Origin of the sequence: Microbacterium sp. KR10-403 (assembly GCF_040196215.1) — a bacterium.
Lineage (GTDB): Bacteria > Actinomycetota > Actinomycetes > Actinomycetales > Microbacteriaceae > Microbacterium.
This window is the reverse complement of sequence record NZ_JBEGDC010000003.1, coordinates 531,806-553,305: the sequence shown is the minus strand read 5'-3', so window position 1 is coordinate 553,305 and position 21,500 is coordinate 531,806. Positions and strand designations below refer to the sequence as shown.

General features: G+C 70.9%; 23 protein-coding genes and 1 pseudogene. 22 read left to right on the top strand and 2 right to left on the bottom strand.

Annotation, left to right across the window (positions count from 1 at the left end; translation table 11 throughout):
• Positions 1–476, top strand: a pseudogene (locus tag ABMQ42_RS09375) (hypothetical protein); the annotation flags it as partial.
• Positions 477–492: 16 nt separating this feature from the next.
• Here the strand turns inward: ABMQ42_RS09375 and ABMQ42_RS09370 are convergent.
• A complete protein-coding gene (locus ABMQ42_RS09370) occupies positions 493–1,290 on the bottom strand; it encodes an SDR family NAD(P)-dependent oxidoreductase (protein ID WP_349722707.1) in 798 nt (265 codons plus the stop codon).
• Positions 1,291–1,431: 141 nt separating this feature from the next.
• On the opposite strand from ABMQ42_RS09370, the gene ABMQ42_RS09365 reads away from it, so the two are divergent.
• The 18 genes from ABMQ42_RS09365 (at position 1,432) to ABMQ42_RS09280 (ending at position 16,809) form a co-directional block, all read left to right on the top strand.
• Positions 1,432–1,926, top strand: coding sequence for a TetR/AcrR family transcriptional regulator (locus ABMQ42_RS09365; RefSeq protein WP_349722706.1), 495 nt, complete (start codon positions 1,432–1,434; stop codon positions 1,924–1,926).
• A 64-nt stretch (positions 1,927–1,990) separates the two neighbouring features.
• Positions 1,991–2,467 carry a DUF2975 domain-containing protein gene (locus tag ABMQ42_RS09360; protein ID WP_349722705.1) on the top strand — a complete coding sequence of 159 codons (477 nt, stop codon included), beginning with the start codon at positions 1,991–1,993 and terminating at the stop codon, positions 2,465–2,467.
• Positions 2,467–2,676 (top strand): helix-turn-helix domain-containing protein, encoded by a 210-nt coding sequence (locus ABMQ42_RS09355; protein ID WP_349722704.1) that lies wholly within the window; start codon positions 2,467–2,469, stop codon positions 2,674–2,676. Before ABMQ42_RS09360 ends, ABMQ42_RS09355 begins: the two co-directional genes overlap by 1 nt.
• On the top strand, positions 2,673–3,467 hold the full coding sequence (locus ABMQ42_RS09350) for a hypothetical protein (protein ID WP_349722703.1): 795 nt from the start codon (positions 2,673–2,675) through the stop codon (positions 3,465–3,467). Before ABMQ42_RS09355 ends, ABMQ42_RS09350 begins: the two co-directional genes overlap by 4 nt.
• Before the next feature lie 29 nt (positions 3,468–3,496).
• On the top strand, positions 3,497–4,573 hold the full coding sequence (locus ABMQ42_RS09345; protein ID WP_349722702.1) for a hypothetical protein: 1,077 nt from the start codon (positions 3,497–3,499) through the stop codon (positions 4,571–4,573).
• On the top strand, positions 4,570–5,277 hold the full coding sequence (locus ABMQ42_RS09340) for a VIT1/CCC1 transporter family protein (protein ID WP_349722701.1): 708 nt from the start codon (positions 4,570–4,572) through the stop codon (positions 5,275–5,277). The genes ABMQ42_RS09345 and ABMQ42_RS09340 overlap by 4 nt, the downstream gene beginning before the upstream one ends.
• Before the next feature lie 67 nt (positions 5,278–5,344).
• Positions 5,345–6,307, top strand: a complete 963-nt coding sequence (locus tag ABMQ42_RS09335) for an SGNH/GDSL hydrolase family protein (RefSeq protein WP_349722700.1) — start codon at positions 5,345–5,347, stop codon at positions 6,305–6,307.
• A gap of 60 nt (positions 6,308–6,367) precedes the next feature.
• Complete coding sequence (mvk, locus tag ABMQ42_RS09330) at positions 6,368–7,369, top strand: mevalonate kinase (protein WP_349722699.1); 1,002 nt, start codon at positions 6,368–6,370, stop codon at positions 7,367–7,369.
• The gene (gene mvaD / locus ABMQ42_RS09325) at positions 7,366–8,349 is read left to right on the top strand and encodes a diphosphomevalonate decarboxylase (protein ID WP_349722698.1); all 984 of its coding nucleotides are present in this window, start codon (positions 7,366–7,368) and stop codon (positions 8,347–8,349) included. Before mvk ends, mvaD begins: the two co-directional genes overlap by 4 nt.
• Positions 8,346–9,434 (top strand): phosphomevalonate kinase, encoded by a 1,089-nt coding sequence (locus ABMQ42_RS09320; protein ID WP_349722697.1) that lies wholly within the window; start codon positions 8,346–8,348, stop codon positions 9,432–9,434. Before mvaD ends, ABMQ42_RS09320 begins: the two co-directional genes overlap by 4 nt.
• A complete protein-coding gene (gene fni / locus ABMQ42_RS09315; protein ID WP_349722696.1) occupies positions 9,424–10,509 on the top strand; it encodes a type 2 isopentenyl-diphosphate Delta-isomerase in 1,086 nt (361 codons plus the stop codon). The genes ABMQ42_RS09320 and fni overlap by 11 nt, the downstream gene beginning before the upstream one ends.
• On the top strand, positions 10,506–11,555 hold the full coding sequence (locus ABMQ42_RS09310; RefSeq protein WP_349722695.1) for a hydroxymethylglutaryl-coenzyme A reductase family protein: 1,050 nt from the start codon (positions 10,506–10,508) through the stop codon (positions 11,553–11,555). The genes fni and ABMQ42_RS09310 overlap by 4 nt, the downstream gene beginning before the upstream one ends.
• Positions 11,552–12,721, top strand: coding sequence for a hydroxymethylglutaryl-CoA synthase (locus ABMQ42_RS09305; protein ID WP_349722694.1), 1,170 nt, complete (start codon positions 11,552–11,554; stop codon positions 12,719–12,721). Before ABMQ42_RS09310 ends, ABMQ42_RS09305 begins: the two co-directional genes overlap by 4 nt.
• Before the next feature lie 15 nt (positions 12,722–12,736).
• On the top strand, positions 12,737–13,972 hold the full coding sequence (locus ABMQ42_RS09300; RefSeq protein WP_349722693.1) for an LCP family protein: 1,236 nt from the start codon (positions 12,737–12,739) through the stop codon (positions 13,970–13,972).
• 37 nt (positions 13,973–14,009) lie between these two features.
• The gene (locus ABMQ42_RS09295) at positions 14,010–14,813 is read left to right on the top strand and encodes a sulfite exporter TauE/SafE family protein (RefSeq protein WP_349722692.1); all 804 of its coding nucleotides are present in this window, start codon (positions 14,010–14,012) and stop codon (positions 14,811–14,813) included.
• A 4-nt stretch (positions 14,814–14,817) separates the two neighbouring features.
• On the top strand, positions 14,818–15,264 hold the full coding sequence (locus ABMQ42_RS09290) for an FAS1-like dehydratase domain-containing protein (protein ID WP_349722691.1): 447 nt from the start codon (positions 14,818–14,820) through the stop codon (positions 15,262–15,264).
• Positions 15,261–15,671 (top strand): MaoC/PaaZ C-terminal domain-containing protein, encoded by a 411-nt coding sequence (locus ABMQ42_RS09285; RefSeq protein WP_349722690.1) that lies wholly within the window; start codon positions 15,261–15,263, stop codon positions 15,669–15,671. Before ABMQ42_RS09290 ends, ABMQ42_RS09285 begins: the two co-directional genes overlap by 4 nt.
• 1 nt (position 15,672) lies before the next feature.
• Positions 15,673–16,809: a UDP-N-acetylmuramate dehydrogenase gene (locus ABMQ42_RS09280; protein WP_349722689.1), complete on the top strand. Its 1,137-nt coding sequence runs from the start codon at positions 15,673–15,675 to the stop codon at positions 16,807–16,809.
• 1 nt (position 16,810) lies between these two features.
• Here ABMQ42_RS09280 and ABMQ42_RS09275 read toward each other — a convergent pair whose 3' ends face one another.
• Positions 16,811–18,010: a pyridoxal phosphate-dependent aminotransferase gene (locus ABMQ42_RS09275; protein ID WP_349722688.1), complete on the bottom strand. Its 1,200-nt coding sequence runs from the start codon at positions 18,008–18,010 to the stop codon at positions 16,811–16,813.
• 110 nt (positions 18,011–18,120) lie between these two features.
• On the opposite strand from ABMQ42_RS09275, the gene ABMQ42_RS09270 reads away from it, so the two are divergent.
• From ABMQ42_RS09270 to ABMQ42_RS09260, 3 genes are read left to right on the top strand one after another with little or no spacing between them, the layout of a single operon-like run.
• Positions 18,121–19,824: an acyl-CoA dehydrogenase family protein gene (locus tag ABMQ42_RS09270; protein ID WP_349722687.1), complete on the top strand. Its 1,704-nt coding sequence runs from the start codon at positions 18,121–18,123 to the stop codon at positions 19,822–19,824.
• 31 nt (positions 19,825–19,855) lie between these two features.
• Positions 19,856–20,452 (top strand): nicotinamide riboside transporter PnuC, encoded by a 597-nt coding sequence (gene pnuC, locus ABMQ42_RS09265; RefSeq protein ID WP_349722686.1) that lies wholly within the window; start codon positions 19,856–19,858, stop codon positions 20,450–20,452.
• Positions 20,449–21,495 (top strand): AAA family ATPase, encoded by a 1,047-nt coding sequence (locus ABMQ42_RS09260; RefSeq protein WP_349722685.1) that lies wholly within the window; start codon positions 20,449–20,451, stop codon positions 21,493–21,495. The genes pnuC and ABMQ42_RS09260 overlap by 4 nt, the downstream gene beginning before the upstream one ends.
• Positions 21,496–21,500: the final 5 nt, after the last annotated feature.

Sequence of the window (21,500 nt, the reverse complement as noted above, 5' to 3'; positions counted from 1 at the left end):
TGCGCGGTCACGTTCCGGGTCGCAAGGGTCTGAACCTGAACCGTAAGGCGCAGATCCCCGGCGAGGGCCCCATCGACGATGCGACCGCGCGGCAGATCCTCCTCGATGAGGGCGCGTTCACCCGGGTGATCACCGATCCGGTCACCGGGGTGATCCTGGACATGGACCGCCGCTCCCGCACAGCCACCCCCGCGCAGCGGGCATGGCTGGCACTCTGGCACGGCACCTGCGTGCGAGACGGATGCGACCGGCTCGCGATCGACGCGGACATCGACCACTACTGCCAGTACCACGGCCCCGACCGGGGCCCCACGAACATCGGCAACCTCCAACCGGAGTGCGACCCCGATCACGCGACCAAAGACGTCACCAAGGTGAAGCACCGACGTCGGACCGACGCGAGCATCGAACTCGAGTTCCCCACCGGCCATCGCACCAGGCCCACGCCCGAGTTGCCCGACAAGCCACCCTTCTGAGCGTGGGCCGGATGGGTCAGTCGTGCGTGGCGACGGCCGTCATGATGTTCATGCCGCCGTCGACGTTGAAGTCGGCGCCGGTGATGTACGACGACTCGTCGCTGGCGAGGAAGAGCGCCATGTGGGCGATGTCTTCGGGCTGGCCGAACCGGCCGAGAACCGAGAACTGCTTCGACGACTCCGACTCCGGCGGCAGTTCGACACCGCGCGAACGAAGCTCCTCGGCCTGCTGGTATGCCATCGGAGTCATGGTTGCGCCGGGGTTCAGTCCGTTGACGCGGATGCCGTACTGACCCAGCTCGGTCGCCGCGACGCGTGACATGGCGAGCAGGCCGCCCTTGGAGGCGCAGTAGACAGCGGTGCTGGCCGAGCGCAGGGCGCCGATCGATCCGGTGTTGATGATCGATCCTCCACCCGCCTCGCTCATGAGGGGCGCGACGGCCTTCATCAACAGCCAAGGGCCCTTGAGGTTGACCGCGATGACCTTGTCGAAAACGTCCTCGGTGACCTTCAGCATCGGGAACTTGTTCTCGAGGTCGACGCCCGCGTTGTTGTAGAGCACGGTGGGCAGGCCCAGCTCGTCCTTCGTGCGGTCCGCGATGCGCGCGACATCGTCGGCGTTTGAGACGTCGGCGCCGATCGCGATCGCCTCGCCGCCCGCGGCGACGATCTCATCGACCGTGCGCTGTGCGGTCTCCTCCCTCAGATCGACCACCGCGACCTTCGCGCCCTCTGCCGCGAACAGCAGGGCCGCCGCCTTTCCCATCCCGCCGGCCGCTCCGGTGATGATGGCGACTTTGCCTTCCAGACGCATGGCGTCCTCCTTTGTATCAATGACGTCCAAATATGGAACGAATCGTTCCGTAAGTCTAGCGCTCGCCGTACAGTGGGGGACATGACCAGCCGACCCGGCCGTCCTCGCAGTGAGGAGTCGCGGCAGCGCATCCTGCAGGGCGTGCGCGAGCTCCTCAGTGACTCCGATGTGGGCGCCATCTCGATGGACGCCATCGCCGCGCGCGCGCGCGTGAGCAAACAGACGCTGTATCGGTGGTGGCCGTCGAAGTCGGCGATCATCGCCGACGCCGTGCTCGACGGCTACGAGCCGCCCGTCCCAGCAACCGTCGTGCTCTCGAAAGACCGGAGGGCGGATGTCGACGGCTGGATTGACCGATCGATTGCGGCGCTCTCCGACCCGGAGACGGCAACGGCGATTCGCGCCCTCCTGGGGGCGGTCGCGGTGGATCAGGATGCCGGGCGCCGGTTCTACGACGGAACTCTCGGGCCCGCTCGTCTCGCCGTCTCGCAACTGGCCGGGTCTGGCGGGCGGGGTGAGGCGCACGCCGACGTCGCGCTCTCGGCGTTGCTCTTCTGGGTGCTTGTCGGGGCTGAGATGGATGACGCGCACAGGGAAGCACTCCGCGCCCTTCTGACGGAATCGCCTGCCAGCTGAAAGACATCGAGTCTACTATCGTTTCTCGATAGGTTCCAACTGAGAAACGATAGGTGATTCGAACATGCGCGACGCCGCCGTCCTGCTCACGAAGGTGCTCATCGTTCTGCTGTTCGCCGTGCTGTTGGTCGGGCAGGTCTGGATCGTCCCGGCGATGGCGGAGGATGCGGCATCCACCGCTCCCGAGTTCGCGGGGCTCCGAGTGCCCGGCATCGTGCTGACCGTTCTGCTGCTCGTGTGCGTTCAGATCGTGCTCGTGTGCGTGTGGCGGCTGCTGTCGCTGGTCGACCGCGACGAGATCTTCCAGCCCCGCGCGTTCGGCTGGGTCAACGCGATCATCATCGCGGTGCTCGCCGCTGTCGTGCTGGTGATCGCGGGGATGATCCTCATCGATCGCGCGCAGGCAGGGTCTCCGTTCGTGCTCATCTGCGGCATCCTGGCGATCATCGTCGGGCTCGGCATCGCTCTCGTCGTCGTCGTGCTCAAGGAGCTGCTGCGACAGGCGGCGCAGCTCGAGCAGGACATGTCGGAGGTCGTGTGATGCCCATCATCATTGACCTCGACGTGCAGCTCGCCCGCAAGAAGATGGGCGTGAACGAGCTCGCCCTCGCCATCGGCATCACGCCGGCCAACGTGTCGGTACTCAAGAACGGTCGTGCTAAGGCCGTGCGCTTCACGACGCTCGACGCGATCTGTCGTGTGCTCGAATGTCAGCCCGGCGACATCCTGCGGTGGGAGCCCGAGGGGTGAAGCTCGTCGGCCGCATCGCGGCGGCGCTCGGGTACATCCTCGTCGTCTTCGTGCTCCTCGTGTGGATCCTCTGGACGATGCTCGTCGTCTGGGGCAGCACGGACACCACGTACGTCTCCGACAGCCCGGAAGCCTGGCGGCGCCGGCTGGCGAGTGCAGGCATCGCCGTCGGCCGGGTGTCTCTCATCGCGGGCCTCGTCCTGGTCGCAGCCATTGTGCTCGCCGTCGTGACCGCGCGTCGTGATCGTGGGGGATGGATGTCGCTCGGCATCGTGATCGGAACATTCAGCCTGCTGGTCCTGTTCAACGCGGGAGCGTCCTGGGCCTCGTTCGTGCCGAGGGTGAACGCGGCGATGGCGTCGTTCGAGAAGTACGGCACGAGCACACCGCCGCGATTCGAGCCGCCGACACGCCGCGACGCCCGCGTCGCGATCGATCTGATGGTCGGGGCATCGCTCGACGCCGTCGTCGATCCGCGGGATGCCGACGGTCACCGCCTCGCGATGGGAGACGTTCGCGTCACGTCCTCGCCCTGCCAGGGCGACAGATATTTCGGGGACGTCACCCAGTACGCCGACCTGACGCTGCGCACCGCAGACCCGAACGCGGCAGCCGACATCCTCGCCGCATGGGATGAGGCGGGCTACGACGATGATCGTGACGGGCAGGATGCCGTCCGGTACAGCGACCTGCTCCCGATCAAGAGGATGACGCTGCACGATACGACCGACACGGACGGGTTCGTGCGGATGCACATCGAGACCCAGTGCGCGGAAGGGGAAGAGGGCTGAGGTCGCACCCTCGCGCTACAGTCGCGATCATGGTGTCTGCCGCTGAACTGCTCGAGGGGCCGCGCGGGCGCGGGCTGTTCCTCCACGTCGCGACGGCGCTCGACGACGAGGTGATGTCGGCCGTCTTCGACCTCGGGTACCAGCTCGATCCGGGCGCGGGCACGTCTCGCACGATCCTGACCTTCCGCAGCGACGACGATGGCACCCCAGAGCCTGCGCCTCACACGATCGACGACCTCACCCGCGCGCTCGCCGCGCTCGAACCGAGCGGGATCACGCCTGACCTGCTCGACGAAGCTCTCGCGCGCTCAGTGGATGACGCCCGGTACTGGCAGGAGCCCTCGGGCGAAGACATCCTCGCCGCCCGACCCGAGGTCATCGCGGCGCTCGCGCCGATCGCCCATGCCGTCGCAGAAACCGCCCCCGCCTGGTGGAGTGCCGATCGCCGCGTCGAGCAGTGGGCGATCGAGTGGCGTGGCCCGGGCGACCCGGTGCCGCTGAACATCGACCCGGCGGCGGTGCTCGCCGAATGGCGCGATAACACGCGAGAGCAGGAGGACTGGTCAGTGCGGGAGGCTCGGGAGCATCCCGATACCGCGTGGTCGGGCACCTGGTGGACGACTCCGCACGGCGTGCTGACCACGACCGGCGTCACCGACACCGGCCGGCCTGCCGGCCTGCGTCACGTCGAAGACGGGTTCGGGTGGGCGAGCGCGACCGCCATCCCCGTGCGGGGAGCGGGTCGCACCTACGAGATCCACGACGCCGAGGCGTGGGCGCAGCTGTGCCGCCGGCATCCCCTCGACGTAACGGCATCCCGTCGTCACGACTGGTTCCGCACGACCGGGCGCGACGGGCGGTGGGTCATGCCCGACTGGCAGAGCGTGGCGACCCAGTGGGATGCCGTGCACCTGAGCTGCCGCGGATACCTGCGTGCCGCCACTCGCGAGATCGTCGTCGACGACGAGCGCTCGAGCGTGCTGGCGGGCTGGAGCCCCGACCTCACGATCTGGCTCACCGACCGCGCCCGCGAGTGGGAGGGCGATCGTATCGAGTGGCGCTGCGACGAGCCGAACAGCAGCGATGACGTCTGGAGACGCGCATGAGCGGACACGCTGACGAACCGCACGAGCCGGGCCTGGCGCAACGGTTGAACTGGCTGCGCGCCGGCGTGCTGGGCGCCAACGACGGCATCGTCTCGACGGCGGCGGTCGCGGTCGGCGTGGCGGGCGCGACGGATGCCGTGGCCCCCGTCTTCCTCGCGGGAGCGGCGGCCCTCGTCGGCGGGGCGATCTCGATGGCGCTCGGCGAGTACGTCTCGGTCTCGAGTCAGCGCGACACCGAGCGCGCCCTCATCGCCAAGGAGCGCGCCGAGCTCGCCGACGATCCCGATGCGGAGTTCGAAGAGCTCGTGGGCCTCTACGAGCAGGAGGGCCTCAGCCGCGAGACCGCGCGCACCGTGGCGACCGAGCTCACCGAGAAGAACGCGCTGAAGGCCCACCTGTCGATGGAGCTGAACATCGATCAGGATGACGTCGTGAGCCCGTGGGCGGCGGCCGGTGCCTCGGCGATCTCGTTCACGATCGGCGCGCTGCTGCCGCTGCTGACGATCCTGCTCACCCCGCCCGCGGTGCGTGTCGCGTGGACGTTCGTCGCGGTGCTGATCGCGCTCGCCGTCACCGGATGCGTCGCCGCGTGGATCGGCGGCGCCGTGCGCTGGCGGGCGATGGCGCGCACCGTCATCGGGGGAGCGCTGGCCCTGGCCGCGACCTTCGCTGTGGGTACGCTGTTCGGCACCTCCGCGGGGTGACGCGCGGGCTTACCCTGAGATCGGGGACGGTCTCATGGGCACACGCGGGCGATCGCAGACACGGGGAGTGGGGCGCACTGTGCTGCGCGCGGCCGGGGTGGCCGTGGCATCCACTCTCGGTCTCGCCCTCGCCGTCATGGCGCTGACCACCGCCGAAGGACTCATGGTGCGCGACAAGCTCGCGCCCACTCGGATGGGATCGGTGCTGCCCCGCAGCGGACGCTACGGCACGCATCGCCCGGGGTCGCCGTTGAGACTCGGGATGCTGGGCGATTCGCTCGCCGTCGGCTACGGCGCCGTCGACCCCGACGAGACGCCGGGCACCCTGCTCGCGATGGGCCTGGCCGACGCGGCCGACCGGCCGGTCGAGCTGACGAACGTCGCGGTGGTCGGCGCGGAGTCGACCGCGCTGATCGCGCAGCTCGCCCAGCTGCTCGAAGAGGTGCCCGAACCCGATGTCGTCGTGATCGTCGTCGGCGCCAACGACGTCATGCACCTCAAGCGCCTCACCGACGCACTGTGGCCGCTGTCCGAGACGGTGCGCGATCTGCGTCGCCGTCACGTGCAGGTCGTGGTGGCGACGTGCCCCGACCTGGGCACCGTGCAGCCGTTCTCGCAGCCGCTGCGGTTCTTCGCGCACTGGTCGAGCCGGCTCACCGCGACCGGCCAGGCGATCGTCGCACTGCGCGCCGGGGGGCGCACGGTCTCGCTGGCCGACACGCTCGGGCCGCTGTTCCGCCGCGACCCCGAGGGGATGTTCTCGGTGCACGACCACCTGCACCCCTCCGACGCCGGATACCGGGCCGCCGCCGCGGCGATCCTGCCCAGCGTGTGCGCGGCGGCCGGCTACCCGCGACCGCAGGACGCCGTCGTGCCGCACCGCGTCTACCGCAAGGGAAGCAAACACCCGCTGGCGTGGTGGGCTTTCCGCGCATCGCGGCGCGTCGGCGCGCGGCTCACCGCGTCCGAGAGCACGGTGGAGGGCATTCGCACGGCCCGGACTCAGCGAACACATCCGGAGAGTGGATAAAATCGGTCGTTGGCGCGTGTGACGCGCATCCGCGATATCCCGACATCCAGGAGACGACACATGGCCGCCTTGTCAGGTCGCGTCTGGGACGCGTGGACGCGCCCGTCTCCGACCGTCAGCGCCGCCCCTGCCGAAGCCACCGGATCGGCACACGCGAAGGTCATCCTGCTCGGCGAGCACGCCGTCGTCCACGGCGCCCCCGCGATCGCGCTGCCCGTCCACGGTCTGACGCTGACCGCCACCGCCACGCGCACCGCCCGCCCGCTGTGGATCGACTCGGTGCTCTACCGCGGTCCGATCGCAGGCGCCCCCGAGCTGCTCGCCGCCCCCGTGACCGCGATCACCGAGACCCTGCGCCACGTCGGCGCGCCCGCGACCGGCCTCGCCGTGCGCATCGACGGAGAGATCCCCGCCGAGCGCGGCCTCGGATCGAGTGCCGCGGTGGCCGCCGCCATCGCGACCGCCGTCGCGCGCAGCTGCGGTGTCGTGCTCGACGACGCCGCACGGTTCGACCTCACGCAGGCCGCCGAACGCGTCGCACACGGCCGCCCGAGCGGCCTCGACGCGCGCTCCGTGGTCTCCGAGACGCCGGTGTGGTTCCAGGCCGGTGAGGCCCGCGCGCTGGCCAGCGCCCTGGGCGGCGTCTTCGTCATCGCCGACACCGGGCTGCGCGGGCGCACGCGCGAGGCCGTCGGCGACGTCGCGGCGCTCAAGGCGGCCGAGCCCGAGAAGGTCGCCGACATCCTGACCCGCATCCGGGCGCACACCGAGGCGGCCGTCGCCGACCTCGCCGCCGACGACCGTGCGTCGCTGGGCGCGCGCATGAGCGACACGCACGCGCTGCTGCGCGCGCTGACGGTCAGCAACCCGCAGCTCGATCGGCTCGTGGCGTCGGCCGAGGCCGCCGGTGCCCTCGGCGCCAAGCTCACCGGCGGCGGGCGCGGCGGCTGCGTGCTCGCGCTCGCCGACACCGACGACGTCGCCGAGCGGGTGGCGTCCGCGATACGCGAGAACGGAGCCGAGCGCACGTGGATGCTGCACCCCGAGGACATCGCCGCATGACCAGCACCGCGGTCGCGCATCCGAACATCGCGCTCGTCAAGTACTGGGGCAAGCGCGACGACGCGCTGATCCTGCCCGACACCGGCAGCCTGTCGCTGACGCTCGACGTGTTCCCGACGACCACGAGAGTCACGGTCGATCCCGCGCTGGCCGCCGACGAGATCGTGTTCGACGGCGCCGTCGCGACCGGATCGCCCGCCGCCCGCATCACCGCGTTCCTCGACCTCGTGCGCGCGCAGGCCGGCACCGCCGCCCGCGCCCGCGTCGAGACCCGCAACTCGGTGCCCACCGGGGCCGGCCTTGCCTCCAGCGCCTCGGGGTTCGCCGCCCTCGCGGTGGCCGCCGCCGACGCGTACGGGCTCGACCTCGGTGAGCGCGACCTGAGCCGTCTCGCCCGCCGCGGATCGGGCTCGGCCTGCCGCTCGATCATCGGCGGCACCGCGATCTGGCACGCCGGCACCGACGACGCCACCTCCTACGCCGAGCACATCGCAGGCCCCGACCTCGGCATGGTGATCGCGGTGGTGGATGCCGCGGCCAAGGCCGTCTCGAGCCGTGAGGCCATGCGCCGCACGCGCGACACCTCGCCGTACGCCGACGCATGGGTGCAGGCGGCCGAGGCCGACCTCGCCCTCATGCAGCGGGCGTTCGCCGCCTGCGACCTGACCGCGATCGGCGAGCTCACCGAGTCGAACGCGCTGCGCATGCACGCGGCGATCATGGGCTGCCGCCCGCCGATCCGCTACCTCGCACCGCAGTCCATCGGGCTGTTCGACGCGGCCGCGCGCCTGCGGGCGGCCGGCCTCGAGGCCTACGCGACCGCCGACGCCGGCCCCAACGTGGTGTTCGTGTGCCGTGCGGCCGACGTGGGCGCGGTCCGCGACGCCCTGACCGTCGACGACGCGGCCGGCATGCCCGCCGATCGCCTCATCGCCGCCCAGGCCGGCCCCGGCGCGCACCTCGTCGAGGCCGCGGCATGATCCGCGCCCAGGCGCCCGGCAAGCTGTTCATCGCCGGGGAGTACGCGGTCGTCGAGCCGGGCGAGCCCTCGGTGCTCGTCGCCGTCGACCGTCACATCACGGTCGAGGTCGAGCCGGCCGAGCTGCACGGCAGCATCTCGTCCGACCAGTACGGCCGCACTCCGCTGCTGTGGACCCGCGACGACGGCGTCGTCGTGCTCGACCAGGACCACGCGCCCTACGACTACGTGCTCTCGGCGATCGGCACCGTCGATCAGCTCGCCGCCGAGCGCGGCATCCCTCCGCTCTTCTGCGACATCCGCATCACCAGTGAGCTCGACGACGTGTCGGGCCGCAAGTTCGGCCTCGGCTCATCGGCCGCGGTCACGGTCGCGACCGTGCGCGCGCTCGACCGTCTCTACGGCCTCGAGCTGACGCCGCTGCAGCTGTTCAAGGTCGCGCTCATCGCCACGGTCCGCGTCTCGCCGAAGGCCTCGGGCGGAGATGTCGCCGCCAGCGCCTTCGGCGGATGGATCGCCTACAGCGCCCCCGACCGCGCCCGCCTGCGTGCGGCCGCGGACGCCGCCGGGGTCCAGGTGCTGCTCGACCGCGAGTGGCCCGGACTCTCGGTGCGCCGCCTGCCCGCGCCCGAGGGGCTGCGACTGCTCGTCGGATGGACGGGCCAGCCCGCCTCGACCGAGCGCCTCGTCGGCAGCGTGCAGCACCGCAAGCCGGCGAGCGAGAGCCGGTACCGCGAGTTCCTCGCCGACAGCCGCACCGCCGTCGAGCGGCTCATCGCCGCACTCGAGGAGCAGGATGCCGCCGCCACCCTGCAGGCGATCCGCGCCGCCCGCGCGGCCCTCGGCGACCTGGCCCGCCACGCGGGGCTGCAGATCGAGACGCCCGCGCTGACCGCACTGTGCGACATCGCGACCGCGGCCGGCGCCGCCGCGAAGTCGTCGGGCGCCGGCGGCGGTGACTGCGGCATCGTGCTCGCCCCGTCTTCAGCCGATGTGCATCGGATGCTGACAGAGTGGGAGCGCAACGACATCCGCCACCTCGACCTGAAGGTGCAGGATGCCCAGGGAGCCATCGATGAGCAGTGAACGAAAGGACCAGCACGTCGACCTCGCCGATGCGCAGCAGCAGGACCGCCCTGCCCGCAACGACTTCGACGACGTGCGCTTCGTGCACCACGCGCTGGCCGGGATCGACCGCGAGCGCGTGCGTCTGACGACCTCGTTCGCCGGCGTCGAATGGCCCGTCCCGCTGTACGTCAACGGCATGACCGGCGGCAGCACCCGCACCGGCGAGATCAACCGGCAGCTGGCCGTCGCCGCGCGTGAGACCGGCATTCCGATCGCCACCGGGTCGATGAGCGTCGCCCTGCGCGACCCCGACACGGTCGGCACCTTCCGCGTCATGCGCGACGAGAACCCCGACGGGTTCGTGATGGTCAATCTCAGCGCCGACGCGACGCCCGACGACGCCGCCCGCGTCGTCGACCTGTTGCAGGCCGATGCCCTGCAGGTGCATCTGAACAGCGTGCAGGAGACCGTCATGCCCGAGGGCAGCCGGGGCTTCTCCGCCTGGCCCGGCAACATCGCCGCGATCGTCGACCGGCTCGAGGTGCCGGTGATCGTCAAGGAGGTCGGGTTCGGCCTCAGCCGCCCCACCCTCGAGCGCCTCGCCGACCTCGGCGTCGCCGTCGCCGATGTGAGCGGCGCGGGCGGCACCGACTTCGCGCGCATCGAGAACGCCCGCAGATCCGAGAACGACTACGCGTTCATGACCGGATGGGGGCAGTCGGCCGTCTCGTGCCTGCTGGATGCGACGGATGCCGCACCCGGCGACATCCCCGCTCTCGTCGCCTCGGGCGGCGTGCGCACTCCGCTCGACGTCGTCCGCGCGCTCGCTCTCGGCGCGCGGGCCGTCGGTGTGTCGGGCGTGTTCCTGCATGCGGTGCTGAACGGGGGAGCGGAGGCGCTCATCGCCCGCATCCGCGCGTGGCTCGAGCAGATCGCGCAGCTGCAGGCGCTGCTCGGGGCATCCACTCCCGCCGCCCTCGTGCACACCGATGTGCTGCTGCGCGGCGGCGTCCGCGAGTTCTGCGAGCTGCGCGGTGTCGACGCGGCCGTCTTCAGCCGGCGCAGCGAGCGCCACATCGAGGAGTTCGGATGAGGAACAGCACGGTCGGCGCGGCGCCGATCCCGATGAAGTGGGTCGGGCCGATCTCGGTGAGCGGCAACGTCATGACGGGCCTGCAGGAGGTGCCGCTGGCGACCTACGAGACCCCGCTGTGGCCCTCGGTCGGGCGCGGCGCGAAGATCTCGACGCTCACCGAGCGCGGCATCGTGGCGACCCTCGTCGACGAGCGCATGGCGCGATCGGTCCTGTTCGAGGCCGACGACGCGGCCACCGCCCTGGCCGCTGTGCAGTACCTGGACGCGCACCGCGACGAGCTGCAGCAGGTCATCGCGCGCGCGAGCCGGTTCGCGCAGCTGCTCGACCTGCACCACCAGATCGTCGGCAACCTGCTGTTCCTGCGCTTCGAGCTGTCGACCGGCGACGCGTCGGGGCACAACATGGTCACGCTTGCCGCCGACAATCTGATGGACCACATCCTCACCGTCGTGCCGGGCCTGCGCTACGAGTCGATCTCGGGCAACTACTGCTCCGACAAGAAGGCCACCGCGGTCAACGGCATCCTCGGACGCGGCAAGAACGTCGTGACCGAGCTGCTCATCCCGCGCGAGGTGGTCACCCGTCGTCTGCACACGAGCCCCGAGGCCATCGCGCAGCTGAACGTGCGCAAGAACCTCATCGGCACGATCACCGCCGGCGGGCTGCGCAGCGCCAACGCCCACTACGCGAACATGCTGCTGGGGTTCTACCTGGCGACGGGGCAGGATGCCGCGAACATCGTCGAGGGCTCGCAGGGCGTCACCCACGCCGAGGTCCGTGACGGCGATCTGTACTTCTCGTGCACGCTGCCGAACCTCATCGTGGGCACCGTCGGCAACGGCAAGGACCTGGCGTTCGTCGAGGAGAACATCGCGCGACTGGGCTGCGCCGAAGACCGCGCGCCCGGCGAGAACGCCCGGCGCCTGGCCGTGCTGTGCGCCGCGACCGTGCTGTGCGGAGAGCTCTCGCTCATGGCCGCGCAGACCAACCCGGGTGAGCTCATGGCCGCCCACGTGAACATCGAGAGGAAGTCCGCGCGATGACGATCGGCATCAGCGACATCGCCTTCGCCACCGCCTACCAGGTGCTCGACCTGCAGCAGCTGGCCGACGCCCAGGGCATCGACGTCGGCAAGTACTACATCGGCATCGGCCAGAGCGAGATGAGCGTGCCGTTCCCCGACGAGGACATCGTGACGATGGGGGCGGATGCCGCGGCCCAGATCATCGCACGGCACGGTGCCGACGGCATCCGGACCCTGCTCTTCGCCACCGAGTCGGGCATCGACCAGTCCAAGTCGGCCGGGGTCTTCGTGCACGGACTGCTCGGCATGGGCGAGCGCTGCCGCGTGGTCGAGCTCAAGCAGGCCTGCTACTCGGCCACCGCGGCCCTCCAGTTCGCGCTCGGCATCGTTGCGCGCGACGCGAGCGAGAAGGTGCTGGTCATCGCCAGCGACGTCGCCCGCTACGCACTCGACACCAGCGGCGAGCCCACGCAGGGCGCCGCCGCGGTCGCCTTCCTCGTCACCGCCGACCCGGCGCTGCTCGAGATCGAGCCGGTCACGGGGCTGCACACCGACGACATCCACGACTTCTGGCGCCCCAACTATCTGTCGACGGCCCTGGTCGACGGCAAGTACTCGCTGGCCGCCTATCTCGGCGCGCTCGAGGGTGCGTGGGGCGAGTACCGGTCGCGCGGCGGTGCGGCCTTCGCCGACATCGCGCGGTTCTGCTATCACCAGCCGTTCACCAAGATGGCGGTCAAGGCGCATGACCGCCTGTGCAAGGTCGCCGGCGCCGAGCTCGACAAGGAGCAGCGCCTGGCCCAGATCGCGGCGAGCCTTCAGATGAATCGGCGCACCGGCAACAGCTACACGGCGTCGATCTACGTCGGCCTGCTGTCGCTGCTCGAGCGCGACGAGGCCGACCTCGCCGGCGAGCGCATCGGCTTCTTCAGCTACGGCTCGGGCAGCGTCTCGGAGTTCTTCACGGGCGTCGTGCGTCCGGGGTACCGCGAGCTGCTGCGGACCGCGCGGGACGCCGCGACCCTCGACGACCGGGTGGCCATCGCGCACGCGCGCTACCGCGCGCTGCACGAGGCCGTCGACGCCGTGCAGGGATCGGACTACGAGACGGCCGCCGAGACGCCCGGCCCCTACCGCTTCGCCGGGGTCGTCGACCACGTGCGACGATACGAGACGCGCGGCTGAACCGGAGGCCCCTGCATGAGTCGGAAGCTTCCTCGCGTGCCGTTGGCGCGGCATGGGCGGCTGCGGTCGCCCGGGGCGTTCGCGCAGATCGCGACGTTCCTGGTCGCGGTCGTCGCGGTGGTCGTGGTGGGAGTGGGCGGCACGGCCGTGTTCGCGGCGTGGAGTGCGACCGACCTCGTGCAGGAGAAGGCGATCACGCTCGAGTCGAGCACGCCGCTGCCGCCGTCGATCGGTGAGATCGAGGGCGGGGTGAACCTGCTGCTGGTGGGCACGGACTCGTGCGAGGGGCAGGACGTGAAGATCTTCCCCCGTTGCGCGCACGACGACGGCGGTGAGCGCAACGACGTCACGATGCTCATCCACATCGGCGACAACCCGCGACGGGTGACGGTGGTCTCCTTCCCGCGCGACATGATCGTGCCGATCCCGTCGTGCCCGTCCGCCGACGGCGGCCGGTACTCGGCGATGAGCGCGCAGATGCTGAACTCGTCGTACGAGTACGGGGGACTGGCGTGCACGGCGCTGACGATCGAGAACCTGACCGGGGTCGACATCCAGTTCGCCGCCGCGATCCGGTGGACCGGGGTCATCAACATGTCCGACGCGATCGGCGGGGTCGACGTGTGCGTGGCCGGCGACATCAACGACTCGAACACCGGCCTGCATCTGAAGGCGGGCGAGCACACTCTGAAGGGCACCAAGGCGCTGCAGTTCCTGCGCATCCGGCACGGGATCGGTGACGGGTCGGACCTCGGCCGGATCTCGAATCAGCAGCAGTTCATGTCGTCGCTGGTGCGCAAGCTGCAGTCCGGCGGGGTGCTCGCCGACCCGACGAAGCTGTTCGCTCTGGCGACCACGGCGTTGCAGCAGGTCAGCAACGGGCAGCTCGTGCTCGATGAGAACCTCGCCAACCCGACCCGGATGGTGCAGATCGCGATGGCGGTGAAGTCGGTGCCCTACAAGGACATCGTGTTCATCCAGTACCCGACCGTGTACGACCCGGCGGACGAGTCCCGGGTGCTGCCGGTCACCAGCGCCGCCGACACCCTGTTCGCCGCGCTGAAGGCCAACAAGTCGCTGAGCCTGACCGGCAAGGCCAGTCCCGTCGACGGTGTCGACGTGACCGGAACCGCCGAGGGCTCACCCGACCCGAGCGCGAGCCCGACCACCGATCCCGACGCGGTCGAGCTGCCCAGCAGCATCACCGGCAGCACCGCCGCCGAGGTCACCTGCACCCAGCCGCAGCACTGAGCGGGCGGAACCCGCCCGCCGCGATAGATTCGACACGATGACCACGCACCGCCTGACGACCCGGTCCGCCCTGCTGTTCCTTGCGATCGGATTGGCCGCGGGGCTGCTCTCCGGCCTGTTCGGAGTCGGCGGCGGCACGGTCATCGTGCCGTTGTTGACGCTGCTGGCGCACTTCGACCAGCGCCGTGCGGCCGGCACCTCGCTGGCGGCCATCGTGCCGACTGCGACCGTCGGGGTGATCTCCTACGCCGTGAACGGCGCGGTCGCGTGGATCCCCGCGCTGATCCTCGCCGCGGCCGCCGTCATCGGTGCGCAGGTGGGCACCTGGCTGCTGGCGCGCATCCCCCTGTTCGCACTGCGCTGGGCGTTCATCGCGTTCCTGGGAGTGGTGGTCGTCGCCCTGTTCTTCGTGATCCCCTCGCGCGAGGCGCACGTCGATCTGACGGCGCTGTCGATCGTCGGGCTCGTCGCCACGGGTCTGGCCACCGGCATCCTCTCCGGTCTCCTCGGTGTGGGCGGCGGCATCATCGTCGTCCCGGCGCTCATCCTCGGGTTCGGTGCGAGCGACCTGGTCGCCAAGGGCACCTCGCTGCTGATGATGATCCCCACCGCGATCTCGGGCACGGTGGGCAACATCCGCCGCAACAACGTCGACCTGCCCGCCGCCGCGCTCGTCGGCGTCGCGGCCTGCACGACGACGGCGCTGGGCGCCTGGATCGCGAGCCTGCTCGACCCGTTCGTCGCCAACCTGCTGTTCGCCGTCTTCATCGTGTTCATCGCCGCGCAGATGGCCGTGCGCACGGTGCGCGCCCAGCGGGCGCGGCGGGCCTCGGTAGACTGAGCGGGTGCCCGTGAATCCCGATCTGGTCGGCCGCGCGTTCGCCCCGACCGCTCCCTATCTCGTGGGTCGCGAGAAGGTGCGCGAGTTCGCCCGCGCCGTGCTCGCCACCGACCCGCAGCACACCGACCCCGAAGCCGCTCGCGCGCTCGGCTACGCCGACGTCGTCGCGCCGCCGACCTTCGCGATGGTGATCCAGGACCTCACCCTGCAGCAGCTGCTCGCCGAACCCGACTCGGGCATCGCGCTCGAGCGCACGATCCACGCCGAGCAGCGCTTCCGCTACACGCGCCCGATCGTCGCGGGCGATGAGCTCACCGGCCGGCTGTCGATCACCGGCGTGCGGGCCGTGGGCAAGAACGCCATGGTGACCAGTGAGGCCGAGATCCGGGATGCCGCGGGCGACCACGTCGTCACGGCGACGTCCGTCCTGCTGATCGGGGGAGACGAATGACCGCCGCCGAGCTCTCGGTCGGCGACGTCGTCGCCGAGCGCACCGTCCACCTCACCCGCGAGTCGCTCGTCCGCTACGCGGGCGCGTCCGGCGACTTCAACCCCATCCACTACCGCGACGACGTCGCGGCGCGCGTGGGTCTGCCCGGCGTGCTCGCGCACGGCATGCTCACGATGGGGCTGTCGGTCGAGACCATCGTGCCGTGGCTGGGAGACGCCGGCCGCATCCTCGAGTACGGCGTGCGATTCACCCGCCCGGTCGTCGTCGACCCCGAGAACGGCGCCGACGTGGCCGTCACCGCGAAGGTGGGCGCGCTCGACGAGGGCGTCGCCCGCATCGATCTGACCGTCACCTGCGTCGACACCACCGTGCTGGGCAAGGCCCAGGTGCGCGTGCGCGTGCCCTGACATGCCCGAGGTCACTCCCGTTCCGCTGTCGCGGCTGACGACGCTGCGCACCGGCGCCGCCCCCGCGCGCATGTACGAGGCGCACACCGCCGACGAGCTGGTCGACACCCTGCGCCGCATCTGGGACGACGGCGACGACTGGTTCGTCCTCGGCGGCGGATCGAACCTGCTGGTCGGCGACGAGCCGTTCGACGGCGCCGTCGTGCGCATCCTCACCCAGGGCATCGCGCCCGTCGCGGGCGCGCGTGACGGGTATCAGCGCCTGCGCGTGCAGGCCGGCCAGAACTGGGACGAGCTCGTCGCCTACGCCGTCGACCACGGCCTTGCCGGCATCACGGCGATGTCGGGCATCCCCGGCTCCGCCGGCGCCGCCCCCGTGCAGAATGTCGGCGCGTACGGACAGGAGATCGTGCAGACCCTCGTCGAGGTCGATCTGCTCGACGAAGACACCGGCGAGGTCTCGACGGTGCCCGCGTCCGAACTCGAGCTGGGCTTCCGTACCTCGGTGCTGAAGGCGCATTACGGGTCCGAGGCGCGCCGCCGGGCGGTCATCGTCTCGCTCACGCTGGAGCTGGCGGAGTGGGGGGATGCCGCGCACACCGTCGCCGGATCCCAGCTGCGTGCGGCACTCGGGCTGTCGCCCGACGACGCGGTCACGCTGCGCTGGGTGCGCGATCAGATCCTCGCGATCCGCGCGCGCAAGGGCATGGTGCTCGATGACGCCGACCCCGACACGTACAGCGCCGGGTCGTTCTTCCAGAACGCGGTGGTCCCGGCATCCTTCGCCCGCACCCTCCCCGCCGAATGCCCGCGCTGGCCGGTCGCTCCCGACCGCGTGCGCGACCGGGTGATCCCGCTCGAGGACTATGCCGGGCTCTCGCCGATGCCCGCCACGCCCGAGCCCGATGTCAAGGTGAGCTCGGCGTGGCTGATCGAGCACTCCGGGTTCGGCAAGGGGTTCCGGCTCCCGCGCTCGCGCGCGGGGCTGTCGACCAAGCACGCGCTGGCCCTCACGAACCGGGGCGGCGCCACGGCCGGCGAGCTCGCCGAGCTGGCGCGCTACATCCGCATCCGCGTGCACGCCGAGTTCGGGCTGATGCTGCAGCCCGAACCCGTGCTCGTCGGCGTCGAGCTGTAGCTCAGCCGAACAGCTTCTGCAGGCGCTGCACGCCCTCGAGCAGCTGGTCGTCGCCCAGCGCGTACGAGAGGCGCAGGTAGCCGCTGGGCCCGAACGCCTCGCCGGGGACAGCGGCGACCTCGGCCTCGTCGAGGATGAGGTCGGCCAGCTCCAGCGAGGTGGTCGGGGTCTTGCCCGCCCAGGTGCGCCCCAGCAGTCCGCGCACATCGGGGTAGACGTAGAACGCGCCCTGGGGCGTCGGCACCGTCATCCCGTCGATCTTCGACAGCTCGGCCACGATCAGCCTGCGGCGGCGGTCGAACGCCTGGCGGAAGGCCTCGGCCTCGTCCTGCGGGCCGTTCAGCGCCGCGATGGCCGCGCGCTGCGCGATGTTGTTGACGTTGCTGCACAGGTGCGACTGCAGGTTCGACGCGATCTTGATCGCGTCGCGCGGGCCGACCATCCAGCCCAGCCGCCAGCCGGTCATCGCGTAGGTCTTCGCGACGCCGTTGACGAGGATCGTCTGACCGGCGACCTCGGGCACCGCCTCGACGATCGAGACGGCCTTCACCCCGTCGTAGACGAGGTTCTGGTAGATCTCGTCGCTGATGATCCAGATGCCGTGCTCGAGCGCCCACTGCCCGATGGCCGCGGTCTCGTCGCGTGTGTAGACGGAGCCGGTCGGGTTCGAGGGGGAGACGAACACGAGCGCGGTCGTCTTCTCGGTGCGGGCGGCCTCGAGCTGCTCGACGGTCACCTTGTAGTCCTGATCGGCGCCCGCGAACACCTCGACGGGCGTGCCGTCGGCCAGGCGGATCGCCTCGGGGTAGGTCGTCCAGTACGGTGCGGGCAGCAGCACCTCGTCGCCGGGGTTCACGACCGCCTGGAACGCCTGGTAGACGGCCTGCTTGCCGCCGTTGGTGACGATCACCTGGGCGGGGTCGACCTCGAGGCCCGAGTCGCGCAGGGTCTTGGCGGCGACGGCCTCGCGCAGCTCGGGGAGCCCGGCGGCGGGGGTGTAGCGGAAGTTCTTCTGGTCGTGCAGAGCGTCGGCTGCGGCATCCACGATGAACTGCGGCGTGGCGAAGTCGGGTTCGCCCGCGGCATACGAGATGACGGGCTTGCCCTCGGCCTTCAGGGCCTTGGCCTTCGCGTCGACCTTGAGGGTCGCCGACTCGGCGATCGCGGACAGTTTGCGGGACAGCGGAGCGCGTTCGGTCACCCTCCCAAGGGTACGCGTCGCGTCCGTCATCCGCCCGCCTGTTTCGCGGATTCAGGGAGTGAGACTCAGTCTCGCGTATGATGGACCGCAGTTTCACCCGAGGAGATTCCATGGCCGAGTACATTCCGCCCGTCGACGACTACGCCTTCCTGTACTCGGAGGCGTTCGGCCTCGACCTCGTCGCCCGTGCCACCGGTGGCGAGCTGTCGGCCGAGGACGCCACCGAGATCATCGCCGGCGCCGGGGAGTTCGCCGCCTCCGTGCTGGCCCCGCTCGAGACGGTCGGCGACCGCGTCGGCGCCACGCTCACCGACGGCCAGGTGCACCTGCCCACCGGCTTCGCCGAGGCCTACCAGGCGTTCGTCGACGCGGGCTGGATCGCCGCGGGTGCCCCGACCTCGGCTGGAGGCGACGGCCTGCCCGGCGCGGTGCGCGCGGGCCTGGGGGAGATCTGGAACGCCTCGAACGCCGCATTCGCGCTGTGCTGGCTGCTCACAGCCGGGCAGATCCACGCGCTCGACGCCGCGGCATCCGACGAACTCCGCGAGACCTACCTCACGAAGCTCGTGTCGGGTCAGTGGACCGGCACGATGAACCTCACCGAGCCCGACGCCGGCACCGACCTCGGCGCGATCCGCACGATGGCCACGCCCCGCGCCGACGGCACCTGGGGCATCTCCGGCCAGAAGATCTTCATCACCTGGGGCGACCACGACGTCGCCGAGAACATCGTGCACCTCGTCCTCGCGCGCACGCCCGACGCGCCGGCCAGCGCCAAGGGGCTCTCGCTGTTCGTCGCGCCCAAGTTCCTGGTGGACGACGCCGGCGCGCCGGGCGCGCGCAACGCGATCACGACCGTGGCGATCGAGCACAAGCTCGGCATCCACGGCTCGCCGACCTGCGTGCTCGCCTATGAGGACGCGACCGGCTACCTCGTCGGCGAGGTCGGCGGAGGCCTGGCCGGCATGTTCGTGATGATGAACTCGGCGCGCACCGGCATGGGCTTCCAGGCCACCGGCATCGCCGACCGCGCGCTCCAGCAGGCTTCCGGCTACGCCGCGCAGCGTCTGCAGGGCGCCGTGCTCGACCGTCCGGCCGGCACGCCCATCGCCGAGCACCCCGACGTGCGTCGGCTGCTGCTGTCGATGGCCAGCGATGTCTTCGCGATGCGGGCGCTCGGCGTCTACGTCGACGACCTCTTCGACGGCGAGGATGTGACCCTCGCCGAGTTCTTCGTGCCGATCCTCAAGGGCTGGACCACCGAAGACGCCGTGCAGGTCGCCAGCGACGGCATCCAGGTGCACGGCGGCATGGGCTTCATCGAAGAGACCGGCGCCGCCCAGCACTACCGCGACGCCCGCATCATGCCCATCTACGAGGGCACGACGGCGATCCAGTCGAACGACCTCATCGGGCGAAAGGTCATCCGCAACGGCGGTGCGACCGTCGAGCGGCTGCTGGGGCGGATCGACGAGACGATCGCGACGCTGCGCGCGGCGGAGCACCCGGTGGCGCAGCGCACCGCCGACCGTCTCGAACGGGCCGTGGAGGCATCGCGCCGCGCCACGCAGGCGCTGCTCGGCTTCGCGACCTCGCCGCGTGACGCGGCCGCCGTCAGCGTGCCGTACCTCATGCTGCTGGGCACTCTGTCGGGCGGCTGGATGCACGCGCTGGCCGTCGTCGCGGTTCTCGCGCACGAGACCGAGCAGGAGAAGGATGCCGCACGCCTGACGCTCGCGGACTTCTACGGCGCCCACCACCTGCCGCGCGTGCACGCGCTCGCCGAGACGGTCGCCGGCGGCGAGATCGGCTGAGTAGGCTCCGCGCCTCTCCTAGGCTGGGACGGTGCTGGACTGGATCATCGCGAACGGGGATCAGATCCTCGGGTTCGCCACCGGAGCGGCGTGCGTGTTCCTCGCGGGGCGCAGCAACGTCTGGAACTACCCGATCGGGATCGCGAACAACCTCGTGTTCCTCGCCGTGTTCTTCTCGGCGGGGCTGTACGCGTCGGCGGGTCTGCAGCTCGTGTATCTCGTGCTCGGCGCGCACGGCTGGTGGCGCTGGACGCGGCGCATCGAGCAGGACCGCGCCTACGCCGTGCACACGCCGCGGCGAGCGATCGTGTGGCTGGTCGCGGCGTTCGTCGTGATCGGCGCGGTGCTGGTGTGGGTGCTGACGACGTTCACCGACTCGCACGTCGCCTTCGCCGACGCCGGCACGACCGCGGCGAGCCTGGTGGCCCAGTACATGCTCAACCGCAAGTGGATCGAGAACTGGTTCGTGTGGATCGCCGTCGACGTCGCCTTCACGGTGCTCTCGGCGGTCAGCGGCCTGTGGATCGTCGCGGCGCTGTACGTGCTGTTCATCGGTCTGTGCCTGCTGGGACTGCGCTCGTGGCGGCGGCTACTGGTGCCCGCCGCACCACTCGAGGTCGCGGCATGACGCACGGGTTGGTGATCGGCAAGTTCTACCCGCTGCACCGCGGGCACTCGCACCTCATCCAGACGGCGCTGCGCGGCAGCGACCGCGTGACCGTCCAGGTGCTCGGCTCGAGCGTCGAGTCGGTGCCATACGCGGTGCGCGCCGACTGGGTCCGTCAGGAGCACCCGACCGCCCGCGTCGTGGCGGCACTCGACGACGCCCCCGTCGATTTCGGGTCGGATGCCGCGTGGCAGGCGCACATGCGGCTCATCGAGGATCTGCTCGACGCACCCGTCGACACCGTGTACTCCAGCGACGAGTACGGACATGAGCTCGCCGACCGGCTCGGCGCGGCCTGGGTGCAGGTCGACCCGGGGCGACGGATGAACCCGGTCTCGGGCACCGCGATCCGCGCCGACCTCGACGGCCGCTGGGGAGAGCTGGGGGCGGCGGCGCGCGAGACGCTCGCGGCGCGCGTAGTGGTGCTCGGCGCCGAGTCGACCGGCTCGACGACCCTCGCCGAGGCGCTGGCGGCCGAACTGCACACGCTCTGGGTGCCCGAGTACGGGCGTGAGCACAGCATCGTGCGCGAGGGCGGCCTTGAGGCGCCCTGGCGCAGCGACGAGTTCGACCTCATCGTGGACCGGCAGTTCGACGCGGAACGGGATGCCGCGCGTCGCAGCCCGCGCCCGGTCGTCGTCTGCGACACCGATGTGCTCGCCACCGCGCTCTGGCACGAGCGCTACGTCGGCGCACCGGCGCCGCGCATCCTCGCGCGGGCGGCCGCGCATCCCCCCGTCCTGTATGTGCTCACCGGTGACGAGATCCCGTTCGTGCAGGACGGCATGCGCGACGGCGAGCACATCCGCCACGACATGCAGCAGCGCTTCCGCGGCGCGCTCGACGCCGGCACCGTGCCGTGGATCGAGGTGTGCGGCACCGTCGCCGAGCGGGTCGCGGCCGTGCTGCCGGTGCTGCAGCCGCTGCTGGCCCAGCACTGGTCGTTCCCACCGCCGCTCGAGGCGCTGCCGTGGGAGGACCGGGCCGACGCCCCGCTAGGGTGAAACAA